We start from the raw sequence: 15,154 nt of genomic DNA on the forward strand, positions 1-15,154 counted from the left end.
CCTTGAGCGGGGAACACGCCCTTGGATGATAACCCCACGCAACGGACCGCGCCGGGCATGCGGATGCGCATCGGCTGCCGCATGCGCTATCGCATGGAGCAGCCGACGCCGATGATCGCCATGCTGAACGTGCATTACTCGCGCTTCGGCGATCTGGAGCGGGCCGATTATCTGGTGACCTCGCCCAGCGTGCCGCTGGAAAGCTACCGCGACGGTTTCGGCAATTGGTGTACGCGGATGGTGGCCCCGGCGGGGGAGTTCATCCTGGCCTCGGACGGGATCTTCCGTGATTCCGGCCTGCCCGATCCCTTCGCGCCCGAGGCCCAGCAGGCCGCGGTGCAGGACCTGCCCTTCGACACGCTGGTCTACCTGCTGGGCAGCCGCTATTGCGACACCGACCTTCTCTCCGAGGAGGCCTGGCGCCTCTTTGCGCAGACGCCGACTGGCTGGGCGCGGGTGCAGGCGATCTGCGACTATGTGCACGAGACGGTGGCCTTCGACTACATGCAGGCCAGCGCCACCCGCACCGCCTCGGAAACGCTGCGGGGGCGGCACGGGGTCTGCCGCGACTTCACCCATCTCGGCATCGCCTTTTGCCGCTGTATGAACATCCCGGCGCGCTATTGCACCGGGTATCTGAGCGATATCGGCGAGCCGATGCCCTATCCCGCCGGCGATTTCGCCGCCTGGATGGAGGTGTATCTGGACGGCCGCTGGTGGGTCTTCGACCCGCGCAACAACACCCGCCGCCTGGGCCGGATCCTGATCGCCCGGGGACGGGATGCGGCCGATGTGCCGCTGACCCAGACCTTCGGGCCGAACACGCTGACGCAATTCGACGTCTGGACCTGGGACGCGCATGATGACCCGTTCGAGGCCGTGGCCGGCGCCCGGAACTGAGGGGCGGGCCCGGATCCCGGCCCGCGCCTGTCTGAACAAGACACACCCCCTGACTTAACCTGAACTGGAGAAGACCATGGCCAAGGGCAAAAGCCGTCGCGGCCGCGAAGACAAGAAGCCGAAACAGACCAAGGCCGCACCGGCGCCGGTCATGTCCTTCGGCAAGGGCCTGACCCCCGACACGGCGACGAAGCTCAAGAAGGCCTGAGCCCGGTCACCCGGGGCGCGCGCGGGCATCGGCGATTGCCCTGCGCCCCGGGCCCCTGACCGACAGCCGAAAGAGACCGACCGTGACCACGCTGACGACCTATCACAAGACCGAATACCGCTATGCCAATCCGGTCCTGCTGGGGCCGCACCGGATGATGTTGCGCCCGCGGGAGGCGCGCGAACTCAGGCTTGTGTCGCACGAGATCACCCTCACCCCACCCGCCACCCTCACCTGGTCGCATGACGTGGCGGGCAATGCCGTCGCCACCGCCCGCTTCGACCAGCCGACCGACCATCTGCTGATCGAGAGCCGGGCAACCGTCGATCTGACCGCGCCGGTCTGGCCGGTCTTCGCCATCGCCGCCGAGGCGATCCGCTTTCCCTTCCTCTATTCGGCCGACGACTGGACCGATCTCGGCGCCCTGACCACCCCGCAATACGCCGATCCCGAGGGCCAGTTCTCGCGCTGGGTGGAGGGGTTCGTCTTTCAGCGCCCGACCGACACGCTGTCCCTGCTCAAGGACATCGCCAACGGCGTCTCCAGCCAGATCTCGTATCAGGGCCGCGAACGGGAGGGAACGCAATCGCCCCTGGAAACGCTGGCCCGCGGCTGGGGTTCGTGCCGGGATTTCGCCGTGCTCTTCGCCGAGGCCGCGCGCATGCTCAGCTTCGGGGCGCGCATCGTCTCGGGCTATCTTTTCGATCCCGAGACACGGCTCGTGGGCTCCGAAGGTGCGGGCTCGACCCATGCCTGGGCCGAGGTCTTCATCCCCGGCGCGGGCTGGGTGGCATTCGACCCCACGAACCAGAGCGTCGGCTCGAAGAACCTGATCCCGGTCGCCGTGGCGCGCAGCATTCATCAGGTGGTCCCGGTCGCGGGCAGTTTCATCGGGCTGGGCAATCCTCTTCTCGGCATGAATGTCGACGTGCGTCATTCGGTGATCGGCTCTTGACCGGGACGGCCGCGATCCCGGGCCCTGTGCCCAGCGCTTCCCGGGCACTCCCGTACCCTTGCGCGCGCCGGACAGGTCAGCAGCGGTCCGGTCTGATCCAGATAGGCCGGGTCAAGACCCGCGAAGGCCACCGGCCCCCGGCAATCATGCACCGTCACATACCCCTCACGGACCCCGCTCAGCCCCCGCGCATCCGTGAACTGATCGCGGGTCAGCGGGCTTGTCGCGGCCGGCGCCTTGGCCTGTCCCCGCCGATGGCAGAGGAATGTCGGGCCCGACGGGTAGACTGCTCGCGATCACTCCAGCATAGAGCCTTTCATGCGCAAGGTGGGCAGCCGTCTGACAAGCGTCATGGCGGCATGAGAAAAGGATCCCACCGAATGTCCAGCACGAGCGGCGCCGCGGGACTGGCCGCCCTGTCGATCTGCGAAACGCGGCTGCTGGCCCTGACCGACCGCGGACGCCTGCCCGGGCACGAGGCCGCCGGGGTCCTGCGCGACGCCGCGGCCCCGCATGAGACCACCCAGGGCGCCGGGCCGGAGGCCGGGATGCACCGGGCCGCCGCCGCGCTCTTCAACACGATCTTCGCGGCGGAAAGCTCGCTGCGTCGACCCTCGCCCTGACGCCACAAAACGTAGAGGATCTGCACCACCCATGACGCGACCGTCCACCTCAGACATGACCATGCCCCGACCGCCCGAAGCGCGAGAGCTTCCCGACAGCAGCGCCGAGGCGCCGCGCCATGCCTCGGACTGGACCCGGACGCTGGCGGCCTATCGCCAGCCGATCCAGTCCCGCAGCGTCTTTGAACTGGCGGTGACGCTGGTGCCGCTTGTCGCGCTCTGGGCGGCGGCCTGGTGGGCGATGTCGGTCAGCCCCCTGCTGGCGATCCTGCTGGCGCTGGTCAACGCGGGCTTTCTGGTGCGCGCTTTCATGGTGCAGCACGATTGCGGGCACGGGTCGCTGTTCCGCGACCGGCGGGTCGGCGACTGGGTCGGGCGCGGGCTGGGGGTGCTCACGCTGACCCCCTACGATGTCTGGCGCAAGACCCATGCGATCCACCACGCCACCACCGGCAATCTGGACCAGCGAGGGATCGGCGACATGCCGACGCTGACGGTGCGGGAATACGAGGAGAAAGGCCCCCTCGGCCGCGCCGCCTATCGGCTGCTGCGCCATCCGGTCTTTCTGTTCGGGGTGGTGCCCTTCTACATGTTCTTCCTGCAAAACCGCCTGCCGGTGCATCTGATGCGCTCGGGCTGGCGCTACTGGCTCAGCGCGATGGGCACCAATGCCGTCATCGCCCTCTTGGTGGCCGGGATCCTCTGGCTGGGGGGCTGGCAGGTTCTGGTCTGCGTCTTCCTGCCGACGACGATGCTGGCGGCGACGATCGGCATGTGGTTCTTCTATGTGCAGCATCAGTTCGAGGACACCAGCTGGCACCGGGGCGAGGACTGGAACATCCAGGAGGCGGCGCTTTACGGCAGTTCGCATTACGCCCTGCCCGCGCCGCTGCGCTGGATCAGCGGCAATATCGGCGCGCATCACGTGCACCATCTGGCCAGCCGCATCCCCTTCTACCGCCTGGATGAGGTGATCCGCGATCACCAGGTGCTGGCCGGGACCAAGCGCATCACGCTGTGGCAGAGTTTCCGCTGCGCGCGGCTGCACCTGTGGGACGAGGAGGGCCGGAAACTCCTGTCCTTCGCCGAGGCCCGGGCGCTGTCCGCCTGAGGCTCAGCGCGCATGGGAAAACGGGGCCCGCGAGGGCCCCGTTGGTTTGTCAGGCGACGGGACGCCGGTCAGCTCCGTCACCCGGACTGGTGCGGCCCAAGGCCCAGCGGGTCAGCCCATGAACTCGCTGGGCAAGAGCGCCTGATGCAGGAAGAGCAGGGTCTCGCGCAGATCCTCGCGGCCGATCCGGCCACCGAGGCAGACGCGGAGTTTCTCCTGCGGCGGGCCATCGACGGTGAAAGCATCCGAGGGAATGAGCCCCAGCGGCCGCCCGGCCATCTTCACCACGACATCGGCGCGGCCCACCCCCTCGGGCAGGGTCAGCCAGATGTTGAAGGCGTTCTCGGCGGCCTCGAAGCGGAACCCCTCCAGCGTCTCATGGGCGATGGCCTGCCGGGCAGCGCTTTCGAGGCGGATGAAGCGGCGGATGGCGTCGGCGGTGCCGTCCTCGATCCATTGCGTCGTCAGCGCCGTGGACAGCGGCGAGGGCATCACCGACAGCGCCCGGATCGCCTGCGAAAGGCGGATCGCACCGCGCGGCGAGGGGGCGACGGTGAAGGCCAGCCGCAGCCCGGCGCCCAGACATTTCGCCAGGCCGCCGATATGCCAGGTCAGGTCCGGCGCCAGTTGTGCCATGGGCGCGGGCGCCTTGGCGGGGATGAAGCCATAGGCGTCATCCTCGATCAGCGTCAGCCCGGTGTCGTTCAGCACCTCGGCCAGCGCCTGCCGCCGCCCGGCTGGGATGGTCAGGGTCGTCGGGTTCTGCAGCGTCGGGTTGAGATAGAGCGCTTTCGGCTGATGCCGGGCGATGGCGGCCCGCAGGGCCTCGGGCGTGATGCCCTGCGCGTCCATCTCCAGCCCGATCAGCGTCACGCCGAAGCGCGCGGCGATGTTGCGGATGCCGGGATAGGTGAGACGCTCGCAGAGGATCCGGTCGCCGGGGCTGGTGACGATCGACAGGATCGCCGCCATCGTCGCATGCGCCCCGGGGGTCACGGCGATCCGCTCCAGCGCCGGTGTCAGGCCGCGCTGGCCCAGCCAGCTGGCGGCAGCGATCCGGTCCCGATCGGCCCCGACCGGCGATTGATAGCGCAGCAGCTCAACGAGATTGGCCGAAACCATGCCCAGCCCCGCCTGCATCCGGCCGAGGAGCGCAGGATCCGTGGGTTCGGGCGGCAGGTTCATCGACAGATCGCCCGCGCGCCGGCGCTCGGGATCCTCGGCCGCGGCGGGACGCGGCGCGACGAAGGTGCCGCGGCCGACATGGCTGGCGATCAGCCCGCGGGCCTGCGCCTCGGCATAGGCGCGCGAGACGGTGGTGAAATCGAGGCCGAGGCTCGCGGCGAGGCGACGCTGCGGCGGCAGCCGGTCGCCGATGCCCAGCAGACCCTGCTGGATGCCCTGGGAGATGGCATCGGCAATCGCCAGATAACGCGGCTTGCCGGTGTCTTCCAGCTGGGGGACCCAATCAATCATCGCGGCAACTCCTGTTCAGCAGCAGGCTAGCGGATTGATTCGGGGAATTGAAGGGCAATTGTATGGATATACGGCTCCAACGGCCTGCCGCGACGCTTTGTCCGCTTTTACTGTCATAAGCGGACCCGCTTTCGCGCGCCACCCCCAATAGAACCAATCAATCACGCTACAATGTCGCACTTTGAATGTGATTTTTCCCATTCAATTTCCCACAATCTGCCCTATATTCACCCCATGCGTCTTGACCGAAAGCGAGTACGACTATGAGCACCCCTGCCCCCCGTGATACCAAGCTGGCCGTCCGGCGCGGCCTGATGCTGCGGTGCCCGGCCTGTGGAGAGGGTAAGCTCTTCGGCCGCTACCTGAAGGTCAATCACACCTGCGCCGCCTGTGGTGAGGAGCTGCACCATCAGCGCGCCGACGATGGCCCGGCCTATCTGACGATCCTGGTGGTCGTGCATGTGGTCGGGATCGCGCTGCACAGCCTCGTCGGTCGCTATCAGGACCACCCGCTGCAACTGGCGCTGATCCTCTGTACGGTGGCGACGGTGCTGTCGCTGGTGCTGCTGCCCCGGATGAAGGGGCTGATGGTGGCGATCCAATGGGCCAAGGAAATGCACGGGTTCGGCAAGGCCACGTCCTGAACCACCCCCGCCAATAGGAAAGGAGCGCGCTGTCCCCAGCGCGCTCCTTTTTCGTTTCCGGCTGCGGGATCAGCCCAGCAGGGACATGACCATCCCCTGCGGCAGGCGCAGCGACATGGCGGTGGTGATGCCATAGATGAAGGCCAGCGCCGAGGCGGTCAGGAACAGCGACCGGATCACCGGGGCCTTGCCGATCAGGATCAGGAACAGCGGGAAGAACAGCGCCATCGACGGCAGGAAGCCGATCAGCCAGATCGCGGCGACCACGGCGATGAAGAGGCCCAGATACAGCTCGCGCCCCGACCAGCGACCGGCGACAGCCAGCGCCGCATCGTCGTCGTGCAGCGCCGAGGCCCGCCCCATCGCCAGATGCACCAGCACCCAGACCGCGCCGCCCGCCGCCAGCAGACCGACGGTCAGCGGGAAGACCTGGCCGAGGAAACTCAGCCCCAGGGCGGTGACGATGCAGACCAGCGCGGCACCGAGGAAGAGCGCGGTGAAGGCCATCTGCCGGGGACGGGTCGCGGCGGCGGCCGGGTCGGTCTCGCCCTCGCTGGAGATATCGGCGCCATAGCGCAGGCCGAGGACGACCGAGGCCACGGTGATCGCGGCGATGATCAGCACGCCCGGACGCCAGATCCAGTCCCAGTCGTAGAACTGGACGGCCTGATAGAGGTAGCCCTCGGCACCCGGGGCCAGCACGAAGCCGATCAGCAGCGCCGGACGCGGCCAGCCGAAGCGGCGCATGTAAAGCCCGACCGCGCCCATCACCACCAGCGCCACCAGATCGGCGATCGACCGCGTGGCCTGGAAGGCCGCGAACATGGTGATCATGATCATGAAGGGCGCGAGATAGACGAAGCGGATCTGCGTCAGCTTGGCGACATAGCGGGCGAGCAGCACGCAGAGCCCGGCGCCGACGATATTGGCCAGCGCCAGCGACCAGATGATCGTATAGGTCAGGTCAAGCCGCGTCTGCACCAGCGTGATGCCGGGCTGGATCCCCAGCAGCACCATGCCGCCCAGGAACACCGCCATCGAGCCCGAGCCGGGCACGCCGAACAGTAGCGTCGGCACCAGCGCGCCGCCCTGGCAGGCGTTGTTGGCCGATTCCGGGGCGATGACGCCGCGGATGTCGCCCTTGCCGTATTGCGACTTGTCGCGGCTGGTCTGGACGGCGTGGCTATAGGCGATCCAGTCGACGACCGCGCCGCCGAGGCCGGGCAGCGCGCCGATGACGCAGCCCAGACCGGCGCAGCGGGCGACCAGCCAGGGATGGCGCAGCACGTCGCGCAGCCCCTTGCCCCAGCCGCCGCCGAGGCCCGTGGTCTCGGAAATGGCATTGCCGCGCTTCAAGAGGTCGATGATCTCGGGGATGGCGAAAAGGCCCATGGCGACGACGACCAGCGGGATGCCGTCATAGAGGTAGTCGATGCCCAGCGTCATCCGGGGCTCACCGGTCGCGGGGGCGGTGCCGATCACGCCGACGATCAGGCCCAGACCCGCCGCGGCGATCCCCTTGGCGAGGCTTCGGCCTGACAGGACCGCGACCATGGACAGGCCGAAAAGCGTCAGCATGAACAATTCCGCCGACGAGAAGGACAAAACCAGCGGCCGGGCCATGACGATGGCCACCGACAGGACCAGCGCGCCGATCACGCCGCCCAGAAGCGAGCTGGCGAAGGCGGCCGAGAGGGCCCGTGCCGCCTCGCCCTTCTTGGCGAGGGGGAAGCCGTCCAGAACCGTGGCCTGACTGGCGCTTGATCCCGGAATGCCCATCATCACCGAGGTGAAGGTGTCGCCCGTTGGAATGACCGCGACCATGCCAATCAGCATGCCGAGCGCCGAGGTCGGGTCCATCCCGTAGAGGAACGGCAGCAGGATGGACATGCCCGCGATGCCGCCCAATCCGGGCATGATGCCCACGGCCAGGCCCACGAAGACACCGATGACCAGAAATCCAAGGTGCGCGCCGGTAAAGACCTGGCCCAAAGCAAGAAGTGCGGCGTCGAGCATGTTTCACCCTCCCCAGTGTTGAACGCCGGCGGAACCTCCCCAGGGTCCGCCGGCAAAGCGTCAGAAGCTGACGTTGAACTCGTCGCGCAGCCAGGTGACGAGGTAGTCGCGGACCGCGGGGTCGATCTGCAGCGCCCGGGTCAGCGCGGCATCGGCCTCGGCCCCGACTAGCTGGGTATAGGCACCCAGTTCCTCACCCGCGCGCTCGCGGAAGTCCGGGGCATCGACGATCTCCTGCGCCGCGGCGGCATAGGCGGCGATGATCTCGGCCGGGACGTCGCGGGGCAGGACCATCATCTTCTGCAGCGAGAAACCGGCCAGCATCAGCGAACGCCAGGCGTCGAAGGCCTCGCCCTCGGGCGCGGCACCGGTCGCCTGTTCGAAGAACTCGACGAAGGTCGGCAGGTCCGGGAAGGACGGATCGCGCGAGACGCTGCCATCTGCGTTGACCACGCCGAGCGCGAAGAGCGGCACGGCACTGCCCGCTTCCACCAGCGGCGCGACGCTGCTCAGATAGGCGGGCGTCGTCTGGAAATCGATGCCCGACTCGCCCCGCTCGAAGGCCAGACGACCAGCGCCACGGCTTTCCATGCCGAAGACGGCCCGGATGTTGAGGTCGAGCATCTCGAAGGCCAGCAGCACCGGCATTTCCAGACCCGTCGCGCTTTGCGCGGCGAAGCGGATTTCCGAGCCGCGCAGCGCCTCGATATCCGCCGGGCCGCTCACGCCATAGCTGGGCGCGATATAGACGACGCCGCCGACGGGCGAGGCCAGGACCGCGGTCCAGTTGGCATAATCGTAGCGCACCCGGGGATCACCCAGGATCGCCGGGAACTGGGTCGAGGCCGAGGTACCCAGCACTTCCAGCCCGTCCGACGCCGCGCGCATGGCGAATTGGTTGGCGCCGGTGATCGAGCCCCCGCCCGGCACGTTCAGCACCACGACATTGGGGTTGCCCGGCAGGTGCTGGCTGAACTGCGGCGCGAAGAACCGCGCCCAGACATCGGTGCCGCCGCCGACACCGAAGGGAATGGTCCATTCGATGTTCTCGCCCGCGAAGTCCTGGGCAATGGCCGGGGTGGTGAGGGGGGCAAGGGCGATCGCGGTCGCGAGCACGCCCCTGAGGCTCAGGGATTTCAGCATGGTCATGTCGTCTCCTCCTACGTTGATGGTCGCTCAGGCGGCGGTGTCGCGGACGTGGACAACGCCTTCGAGAATACGCCGCGCGGTCCGGATCACCGAGACCCGCGTCACTTCTCCCGTCTCGGGGTTCTGCTCGATCTCGATCGGGGTGCTGCCCGAGGGATGCTCGATCTGCAGCAGGCGCCGCCCCTGCGCATCGGGCGCGGACAGCCGGGCCAGATCATGGGCGACGGTGCCGGGCGTGCAGCAGGCGGCGGCGATGCAGACGGCGCCGGTCACCGCCACGGCGGTATGACAGGAATGCGGCATGAAATACCGGGCGCGGATCGTGCCGCCCGCGGCGGGCGCCGAGACCAGGATCGGCTTCGGGATCACCAGCTGCGACACGTCGCCAAGGCCCATCGCCCGCCCGGCCAGCAGGCGCGCGGCCTCCAGCGCCTCCATGAAGGCGCGGTCGGCATCCAGCGCGGCGGGGCTTTCGCCGCCGGTCTTCCCGAAGCTCTGCGCATCGGCCATCATCGCCGCGACCGCCATGTCGATCAGGCTGACCTCATGCCCGGCGATCCGGTCGCGGGTCTGGCCCGTGGGCAGGAATTTCCCGGTCTTGGACCCGGCCGCATCCAGAAACGCCAGCCGGATCGGCGCGGCGGTGCCGGGGACGCCGGCAATGGCGGTCGTGCCCTCATAGGTCACGCGGCCGCCGGGGGTTTCCACCGTCGATTCGATCAGTTTGCCGGTGTTGACGTTGTGGATGACCAGTCGGGTCAGCCCCGGGGTCGCAGGCACCAGCCCCTGTTCGATGGCGAAGGGGCCGACCGCGGCCAGCATGTTCCCGCAATTGGGGGCGGTGTCGACCAGCGGCTTCTCAACGTTCACTTGGGCAAACAGGTAATCGACATCCGCGCCGGGCACGCTGGCGGGGCCGACGATGGCCACCTTGCTGGTCAGCGGGTTGCCGCCCCCCACACCGTCGATCTGCAGCGGATGACCCGACCCCAGAGCCGAGATCAGCGCCGCATCGCGCGCGGCACGGTCGGTCGGCAGATCGGCGGATAGGAAGACCGGACCCCGCGACGTGCCGCCACGCATCAGAACGCAAGGTATTGTGTGCATCGGCTCGCTCCCACTCCCTCGGACCCAGTCCGAACTCGAGGCGATACTTGCCATCTGCCGTCTTTTGTGTGAAATGCATTTTTTACACCCACTAATGCGCTATGCACATGAATATTGACCTCGATGACCTCCGCGCCTTCGTCGCCACCGCCGAGATGCGCAATTTCGGCGCCGCGGCGGACAGTATCCACCTGTCGCAACCCGCCCTCACCCGGCGCATCCAGAAGCTGGAATCCGTGCTGGGGGTGACGCTGCTGGACCGCACCACGCGGCGGGTCGAGCTGACGGCGGTCGGGCGCGACTTCCTGGGCCGGGCGCGGCGCCTGCTGGACGATTTCGAGACCTCGCTGCTGTCGGTGAAAGAGATCGCCGAGCGTCGCTCGGGCCTCGTCAGCATCGCCTGCATCCCGACGGCGGCTTATTACTTCCTGCCCGACGTGGTGCGGGCCTTCAACACCGCCTATCCCGCGATCCGCATCCGCATCGTCGACAGCGGCGCCAACGAGGTGCTGCAGAGCGTCCTGAACCGCGAGGTCGATTTCGGCATCACCCTGCTGGGCGCGGACGATCCCGATGTCCTCTTCGCGCCGCTGGTCGAGGAGCCCTTCATGCTGGCCTGCCGCAAGGACCACGAGCTGGCGCAGCGCAGCGAGATCTCCTGGGCCGATCTGGCCGAGCACCGGTTCATCACCGTCGGCCGGTCCAGCGGCAACCGGCTGATCGTCGATCTGGGGCTGGGGCGGGCGGGGATCCGGTCGAAATGGTTCTACGAGGTGCAGCACCTCTCGACCTCGCTGGGCCTGGTCGAAGCAGGCCTCGGCATCGCCGCCCTCCCCCGCATGTCGCTGCCCAGCGGCGACCACCCGACCATCGCCAGCCGTCCCTTGATCGACCCGGTGGTCACCCGGACGGTAGGATTGGTACGTCGCTTGGGTGTTACGTTATCGCCGTCAGCGGAGCGGTTTTACGGGATGATGATGGATCGTTGGAAGGACCGGTGAGGGGTTGGGTGGGTTGATGGCGCTGGTGACCTGCCACTGAGCTTTCATCCAACTGCGGCTTGAGCCCGGTTGGTGTTTACGCTTCCCGCTTATCTACCAAAGAAGGCGCGGGCGCTATAGCTGTTGAATCTCAACATGTGAAAGAGGTCGTTCCAAAGTATTGAGCCGGCCACCCAATGGTTGTTATCGAAGCACCGCCAGGTTGCAGATGCATATCGCCCCCCAGAACCAAAGTCTGGGGCGTCATTGACGATTGACCTTCGCTTCTCCACAACCGAAGCTCGCAAAGCCCGCCGCAGGACACAAAGCCAGATCTCATGACCAATGCTTGGTTCGTCAACGGTATCCAGACCACGCTGGGGGCGAAGAATGTCACCATGATCGGCCTTGATCCTGAGGACAAGCGGGGAAAATCCGAGGATGACATCAAAGCTGTCGCTCGTCGGTACCTCATGGGCACCTACGCCTTGCAGGATGGGTATCGCGTTGACCATGACGGAATGGAGGCCGTTTTCCGCTGGGGCACAGGTACCAAGGTCCCCGAAGGCGATACGCCGCCACCCTTCATGAGCATGAACTCGATCCCCGGGGTGAGTGCCGAGACCAAAGCGCTGCTGGAACAGTTCGACCTGGGTGAGACGTATTTCCGACCGATCCGCATTCTGGATCGGAACCGGAAATACGAACTGTGGGACCAGGATTATTTTGTGCTCAATGTCTGCAATCGGCGGCGATGGGTTGATATGAGCAACCCAGATCTGCCAGCGTTCAGGCCGCGTCCGACACCAAATACCAACCCGCCAGCTTACCGAATTGGAAATCCGGAGAAAATCACTGTCAGTGCCGAGGCATTGAATGGCCCGGACCTGTGGAAAGACATCTGCGTGAAGGATTCCCTGTTCGTATCTCCACGCCTCGCAAAAGCGCTCAAGGCCGCCCAGCTGGACAAGGGCTGGCGACTGAAGAAGACGCTGGCGGCGTAGGAGACCACGCCGTGCCCCCGGTCATGGGCCGCCGGCACCTTGGAGGGCGCGCGTCCGCTGCAGTGTTCACCGAAGCGGACCGAGGAAGGCGTCACGGCCAGCATAGCCCGTAAACCTTTGAGCGCCGAAGTTGTTTGCCGACAGCGCCTTGAAGCAGGAGGCGCATCTGGTCGACTACCGGGATCGGCTTCCAGATTGACACCGAGAAGACGCGCCAACACGACCGAAGAAATGCCTTTGCTGGATGTGAGCACGAGAAACATGGCGCAGATCCACAGACGCAAGTCGAGGTTCGTGGCGTGCATCGGGGTGAGCGTGGTGATCGTGAACTGGAGACGGCAATCACGGCACTGGTACAGCCCTTGACGGCAAGTCCGGCCCCGCAGCGCCGAGGAAGCCACCGACCCACAATGCGGGCAGTGCCGGCCGGCCATATGAGGCCCTCCATGAACCGTCGTAAGTGCAACTCGCTCGGCATCCGCCTCCAGATGCCAGGGATGGACTTCAGTTCGGTGATCATCGTAGCGCTCCATTCGTTCCGATAGCCAAGCGATCTTGGCCCGGTGCGCGGATCGCAAAAGAGAAAATCCCGAAGACTGCGTGGAATAGGGCGAGGTGGCAACAAAACTATGCCATATCAGCGCCTTGGGTTGGGCTGCTTTTCCTCGTGGATAAGCGGGTTACGCTTTGGCGCCGCGACTTCAGGCCACCCCGAACCCGATCAGGTATTGCATCATACCCCGTGTCCGTCTGGTCGGGGTACGCCCCATCGTGCAAGCCTTCGCGCGCATCACGCACCGAAATTCCGGAGGAGGAACTCATGCGCACAATGACCGTCGACACCGTGACCGATACCGTCATCGCATCCCTGGGGCGCCACGACACGATCTCGGCCCGCCAGCGCGAGATCATGGAGGCTCTGATCACGCATCTGCACGGCTTTTGCAAAGACGTGAAGCTGACCCATGGCGAGTTTCTGCAGGCCTGCGATTTCCTCGCCCGAGCCGGGCAGATCTGCTCGGACAAGCGGCAAGAATTCATCCTTCTGGGCGACATCCTCGGGGTCGAGGTGCTGGTCGACATGCTGTCGAACCCGGTCGAAGGCCCCGAGACGGTCTCGACCGTTCTTGGCCCCTTCTTCCGTCAGAACGCGCCGATCCTGCCCAAGGGCGCCTCGACCGTACAGGCCGCGTTTGACGGGCAGGAAACCGTGCTGGTCGAAGGTCATGTCCGCGACACCGAGGGGCGCCCGGTCGCCGGGGCCATCATCGACGTCTGGGAAGACGCACCGAACGGGCTTTACGAGAACCACGATCCGAACCAGCCCGACTACAACCTGCGCGGCCGTTTCGAGACGGACGCTCAGGGGCATTACGCCTTCCAGGCGATCCGGCCGGTCCCCTACCCGATCCCCGGCGACGAGACCGCAGGCGAACTGATCCGCTACATGGGCCATCACTGCATGCGCCCCGGGCACCTGCACATGATGGTCACCCGCGAGGGCTTCCGCCCGCTGATCTCGCAAATCTACGATTCGAGCAGCGCGCATCTCGACGAGGATTCGGTCTTTGCCGTCAAGGAAGAGCTGATCGGCGAGTTCCGAAAGGCTCCGGCCGGTGCAGAAACCGACCTGCTTCTCACCTTCGACTTCGTCCTGCCGCGCGCCGCCAACGCCGTCGGTGTGGCTGCCGAGTGACCTGAAAGACAGCCGCGCGCCACGCTCTCGGGCGTCGCGCGCGGTCCGACACCACCCGCCCCAGCCAGCGCTTCGCTGAGGACGGGGCCCGGGCCCGACCAGCAGACCGAAAGACCCCGTCATGAACACGCCCCAAACCCTCGACCGCACAGACGCGCAAGCGCTGCCCGCGCGGCGGATCGTTGCCATCGAGACGGCGATTGTCGACGTGCCGACCTGGCGTCGGCACCGCCTGTCAAACACCGAGATCAGCGTGCAATCCTGCGTCATCGTGCGGGCGGTCCTGAGCTGCGGCGCCGAGGGCTGGGGCGAGGCCGCGACGCTCGGCGGTCCCCGCTGGGCCGAGGAAAGCGTCGAGGCGATCAAGGCCAATATCGACACCTATATCGCCCCCGCGATCCTGGGCGCCGATGCCCTGTCGTTCGAAGCCAACGCGCTGAAGATGGCCAAGGCGGCAACCCGCAACGCCTCGGCCCGGGGGGCAGTTGAGGCCGCGCTCCTCGATGCCGCCGGCCATTCGTTGGGCCTGCCAGTCACCGCTTTCCTCGGCGGCCGGGTGCGCGAGCATATGGAGGTCCTCTGGGCGCTGGCCTCGGGCGATGCCGAGCAGGAGATCGAGGAAGCCCGGCGCAAGCTGGAGGCCCGCGAACACCGGCGCTTCAAGATCAAGCTGGGGTTCCACCCGCCGGCCGAGGACGTGGCCCGGGTTGCCCGCATCGCCGAGGCGCTCCCCGGCTGCGAGATCGTCTGCGACGTCAACCAGGCCTGGACCGAGGCCACCGCCATCCGCTTCCTGCCCCGGCTGGCCGAGATCGGCGTCGTGCTGATCGAACAGCCGCTGAAGCCCGGCCATCAGGCGGCGACGGCGCGGATGGCCGCCCGCAGCCCGATCCCCTTCATGGTCGACGAGGCCGCCTTCACCGGCCCCGAGATTGCCGCCAACGCCGCCGCCGCCACCGGCAGTGTCTATTCGCTGAAACTGGTGAAAAGCGGCGGGCTGCTGGAGATGAAGCGCGCTGCGGCGATTGCCGCGGCGATGGGGATGGAGCTCTATGGCGGCTGCCTCCTGGAAGGCGCCATCGGCACCGCCGCGCATCTCGCCGTCTTCGCCTCGTTGCCCGCGCTGGAATGGGGGTGCGAGCATTTCGGTCCGCGCATCGCCAAACGTGACCTGACCCATGGCGAGATCGTCTTCCGCGACTTCCAGATTCACTGCCCGACCGGGCCGGGATTGGGGATCAGCATTGACCACGACGCCCTGCGCGACGTGACGCGGAAAGCTTGA

At 66.9% G+C, this 15,154-nt stretch carries 14 protein-coding genes and 1 pseudogene; 10 read left to right on the plus strand and 5 right to left on the minus strand.

The window, feature by feature from the left end; all coding sequences use genetic code 11:
- Positions 1-57 precede the first annotated feature (57 nt).
- From VDQ18_RS02380 to VDQ18_RS02400, 5 genes are all read left to right on the plus strand, one after another.
- A complete protein-coding gene (locus tag VDQ18_RS02380) occupies positions 58-900 on the plus strand; it encodes a transglutaminase family protein (RefSeq protein ID WP_323019491.1) in 843 nt (280 codons plus the stop codon).
- Between the two features lie 76 nt (positions 901-976).
- Positions 977-1,108 (plus strand): hypothetical protein, encoded by a 132-nt coding sequence (locus VDQ18_RS02385; RefSeq protein ID WP_323019415.1) that lies wholly within the window; start codon positions 977-979, stop codon positions 1,106-1,108.
- Between the two features lie 82 nt (positions 1,109-1,190).
- Positions 1,191-2,063 (plus strand): transglutaminase family protein, encoded by an 873-nt coding sequence (locus VDQ18_RS02390; protein WP_323019416.1) that lies wholly within the window; start codon positions 1,191-1,193, stop codon positions 2,061-2,063.
- A 380-nt stretch (positions 2,064-2,443) separates the two neighbouring features.
- Entirely contained in the window at positions 2,444-2,686 is a 243-nt protein-coding gene (locus tag VDQ18_RS02395; RefSeq protein ID WP_323019417.1) for a hypothetical protein, read from the plus strand.
- A gap of 61 nt (positions 2,687-2,747) precedes the next feature.
- Complete coding sequence (locus VDQ18_RS02400) at positions 2,748-3,797, plus strand: fatty acid desaturase (RefSeq protein WP_323019418.1); 1,050 nt, start codon at positions 2,748-2,750, stop codon at positions 3,795-3,797.
- 111 nt (positions 3,798-3,908) lie between these two features.
- On the opposite strand, the gene VDQ18_RS02405 is transcribed toward VDQ18_RS02400, so the two are convergent.
- Positions 3,909-5,273 (minus strand): PLP-dependent aminotransferase family protein, encoded by a 1,365-nt coding sequence (locus VDQ18_RS02405; protein WP_323019419.1) that lies wholly within the window; start codon positions 5,271-5,273, stop codon positions 3,909-3,911.
- Positions 5,274-5,536: 263 nt separating this feature from the next.
- Between VDQ18_RS02405 and VDQ18_RS02410 the strand changes: the two genes are divergently transcribed.
- The gene (locus VDQ18_RS02410) at positions 5,537-5,917 is read left to right on the plus strand and encodes a DUF983 domain-containing protein (RefSeq protein WP_323019420.1); all 381 of its coding nucleotides are present in this window, start codon (positions 5,537-5,539) and stop codon (positions 5,915-5,917) included.
- Positions 5,918-5,986: 69 nt separating this feature from the next.
- Here the strand turns inward: VDQ18_RS02410 and VDQ18_RS02415 are convergent, their stop codons facing one another.
- Genes VDQ18_RS02415 through VDQ18_RS02425 form a run of 3 tightly spaced genes read right to left on the minus strand, consistent with a single transcriptional unit; the run spans position 5,987 to position 10,189 of the window.
- Complete coding sequence (locus tag VDQ18_RS02415; RefSeq protein WP_323019421.1) at positions 5,987-7,933, minus strand: tripartite tricarboxylate transporter permease; 1,947 nt, start codon at positions 7,931-7,933, stop codon at positions 5,987-5,989.
- A 60-nt stretch (positions 7,934-7,993) separates the two neighbouring features.
- Positions 7,994-9,082, minus strand: coding sequence for a tricarboxylate transporter (locus VDQ18_RS02420; RefSeq protein WP_323019422.1), 1,089 nt, complete (start codon positions 9,080-9,082; stop codon positions 7,994-7,996).
- 27 nt (positions 9,083-9,109) lie between these two features.
- Entirely contained in the window at positions 9,110-10,189 is a 1,080-nt protein-coding gene (locus VDQ18_RS02425) for a 4-oxalomesaconate tautomerase (protein ID WP_323019423.1), read from the minus strand.
- A 107-nt stretch (positions 10,190-10,296) separates the two neighbouring features.
- Between VDQ18_RS02425 and VDQ18_RS02430 the strand changes: the two genes are divergently transcribed.
- The gene (locus VDQ18_RS02430) at positions 10,297-11,190 is read left to right on the plus strand and encodes a LysR family transcriptional regulator (protein ID WP_323019424.1); all 894 of its coding nucleotides are present in this window, start codon (positions 10,297-10,299) and stop codon (positions 11,188-11,190) included.
- Between the two features lie 317 nt (positions 11,191-11,507).
- On the plus strand, positions 11,508-12,173 hold the full coding sequence (locus tag VDQ18_RS02435) for an imm11 family protein (RefSeq protein WP_323019425.1): 666 nt from the start codon (positions 11,508-11,510) through the stop codon (positions 12,171-12,173).
- Between the two features lie 194 nt (positions 12,174-12,367).
- Here VDQ18_RS02435 and VDQ18_RS02440 read toward each other — a convergent pair.
- Positions 12,368-12,693: pseudogene (locus VDQ18_RS02440) on the minus strand (transposase); the annotation flags it as partial.
- Between the two features lie 300 nt (positions 12,694-12,993).
- Here VDQ18_RS02440 and VDQ18_RS02445 point away from each other — a divergent pair.
- Complete coding sequence (locus VDQ18_RS02445) at positions 12,994-13,869, plus strand: dioxygenase (RefSeq protein WP_323019426.1); 876 nt, start codon at positions 12,994-12,996, stop codon at positions 13,867-13,869.
- 121 nt (positions 13,870-13,990) lie between these two features.
- Positions 13,991-15,154: a muconate/chloromuconate family cycloisomerase gene (locus tag VDQ18_RS02450; RefSeq protein WP_323019427.1), complete on the plus strand. Its 1,164-nt coding sequence runs from the start codon at positions 13,991-13,993 to the stop codon at positions 15,152-15,154.

The sequence above is a fragment of the Pararhodobacter sp. genome (assembly GCF_034676075.1).
GTDB lineage: Bacteria > Pseudomonadota > Alphaproteobacteria > Rhodobacterales > Rhodobacteraceae > Pararhodobacter.

Coding starts and splice junctions, on each gene's coding strand:
- VDQ18_RS02380 (WP_323019491.1), top strand. CDS start 58: ATGCGGATGCGCATCGGCTGCCGCATGCGCTATCGCATGGAGCAGCCG.
- VDQ18_RS02385 (WP_323019415.1), top strand. CDS start 977: ATGGCCAAGGGCAAAAGCCGTCGCGGCCGCGAAGACAAGAAGCCGAAA.
- VDQ18_RS02395 (WP_323019417.1), top strand. CDS start 2,444: ATGTCCAGCACGAGCGGCGCCGCGGGACTGGCCGCCCTGTCGATCTGC.
- VDQ18_RS02400 (WP_323019418.1), top strand. CDS start 2,748: ATGCCCCGACCGCCCGAAGCGCGAGAGCTTCCCGACAGCAGCGCCGAG.
- VDQ18_RS02405 (WP_323019419.1), bottom strand. CDS start 5,273: ATGATTGATTGGGTCCCCCAGCTGGAAGACACCGGCAAGCCGCGTTAT.
- VDQ18_RS02410 (WP_323019420.1), top strand. CDS start 5,537: ATGAGCACCCCTGCCCCCCGTGATACCAAGCTGGCCGTCCGGCGCGGC.
- VDQ18_RS02415 (WP_323019421.1), bottom strand. CDS start 7,933: ATGCTCGACGCCGCACTTCTTGCTTTGGGCCAGGTCTTTACCGGCGCG.
- VDQ18_RS02420 (WP_323019422.1), bottom strand. CDS start 9,082: ATGACCATGCTGAAATCCCTGAGCCTCAGGGGCGTGCTCGCGACCGCG.
- VDQ18_RS02425 (WP_323019423.1), bottom strand. CDS start 10,189: ATGCACACAATACCTTGCGTTCTGATGCGTGGCGGCACGTCGCGGGGT.
- VDQ18_RS02430 (WP_323019424.1), top strand. CDS start 10,297: ATGAATATTGACCTCGATGACCTCCGCGCCTTCGTCGCCACCGCCGAG.
- VDQ18_RS02435 (WP_323019425.1), top strand. CDS start 11,508: ATGACCAATGCTTGGTTCGTCAACGGTATCCAGACCACGCTGGGGGCG.
- VDQ18_RS02445 (WP_323019426.1), top strand. CDS start 12,994: ATGCGCACAATGACCGTCGACACCGTGACCGATACCGTCATCGCATCC.
- VDQ18_RS02450 (WP_323019427.1), top strand. CDS start 13,991: ATGAACACGCCCCAAACCCTCGACCGCACAGACGCGCAAGCGCTGCCC.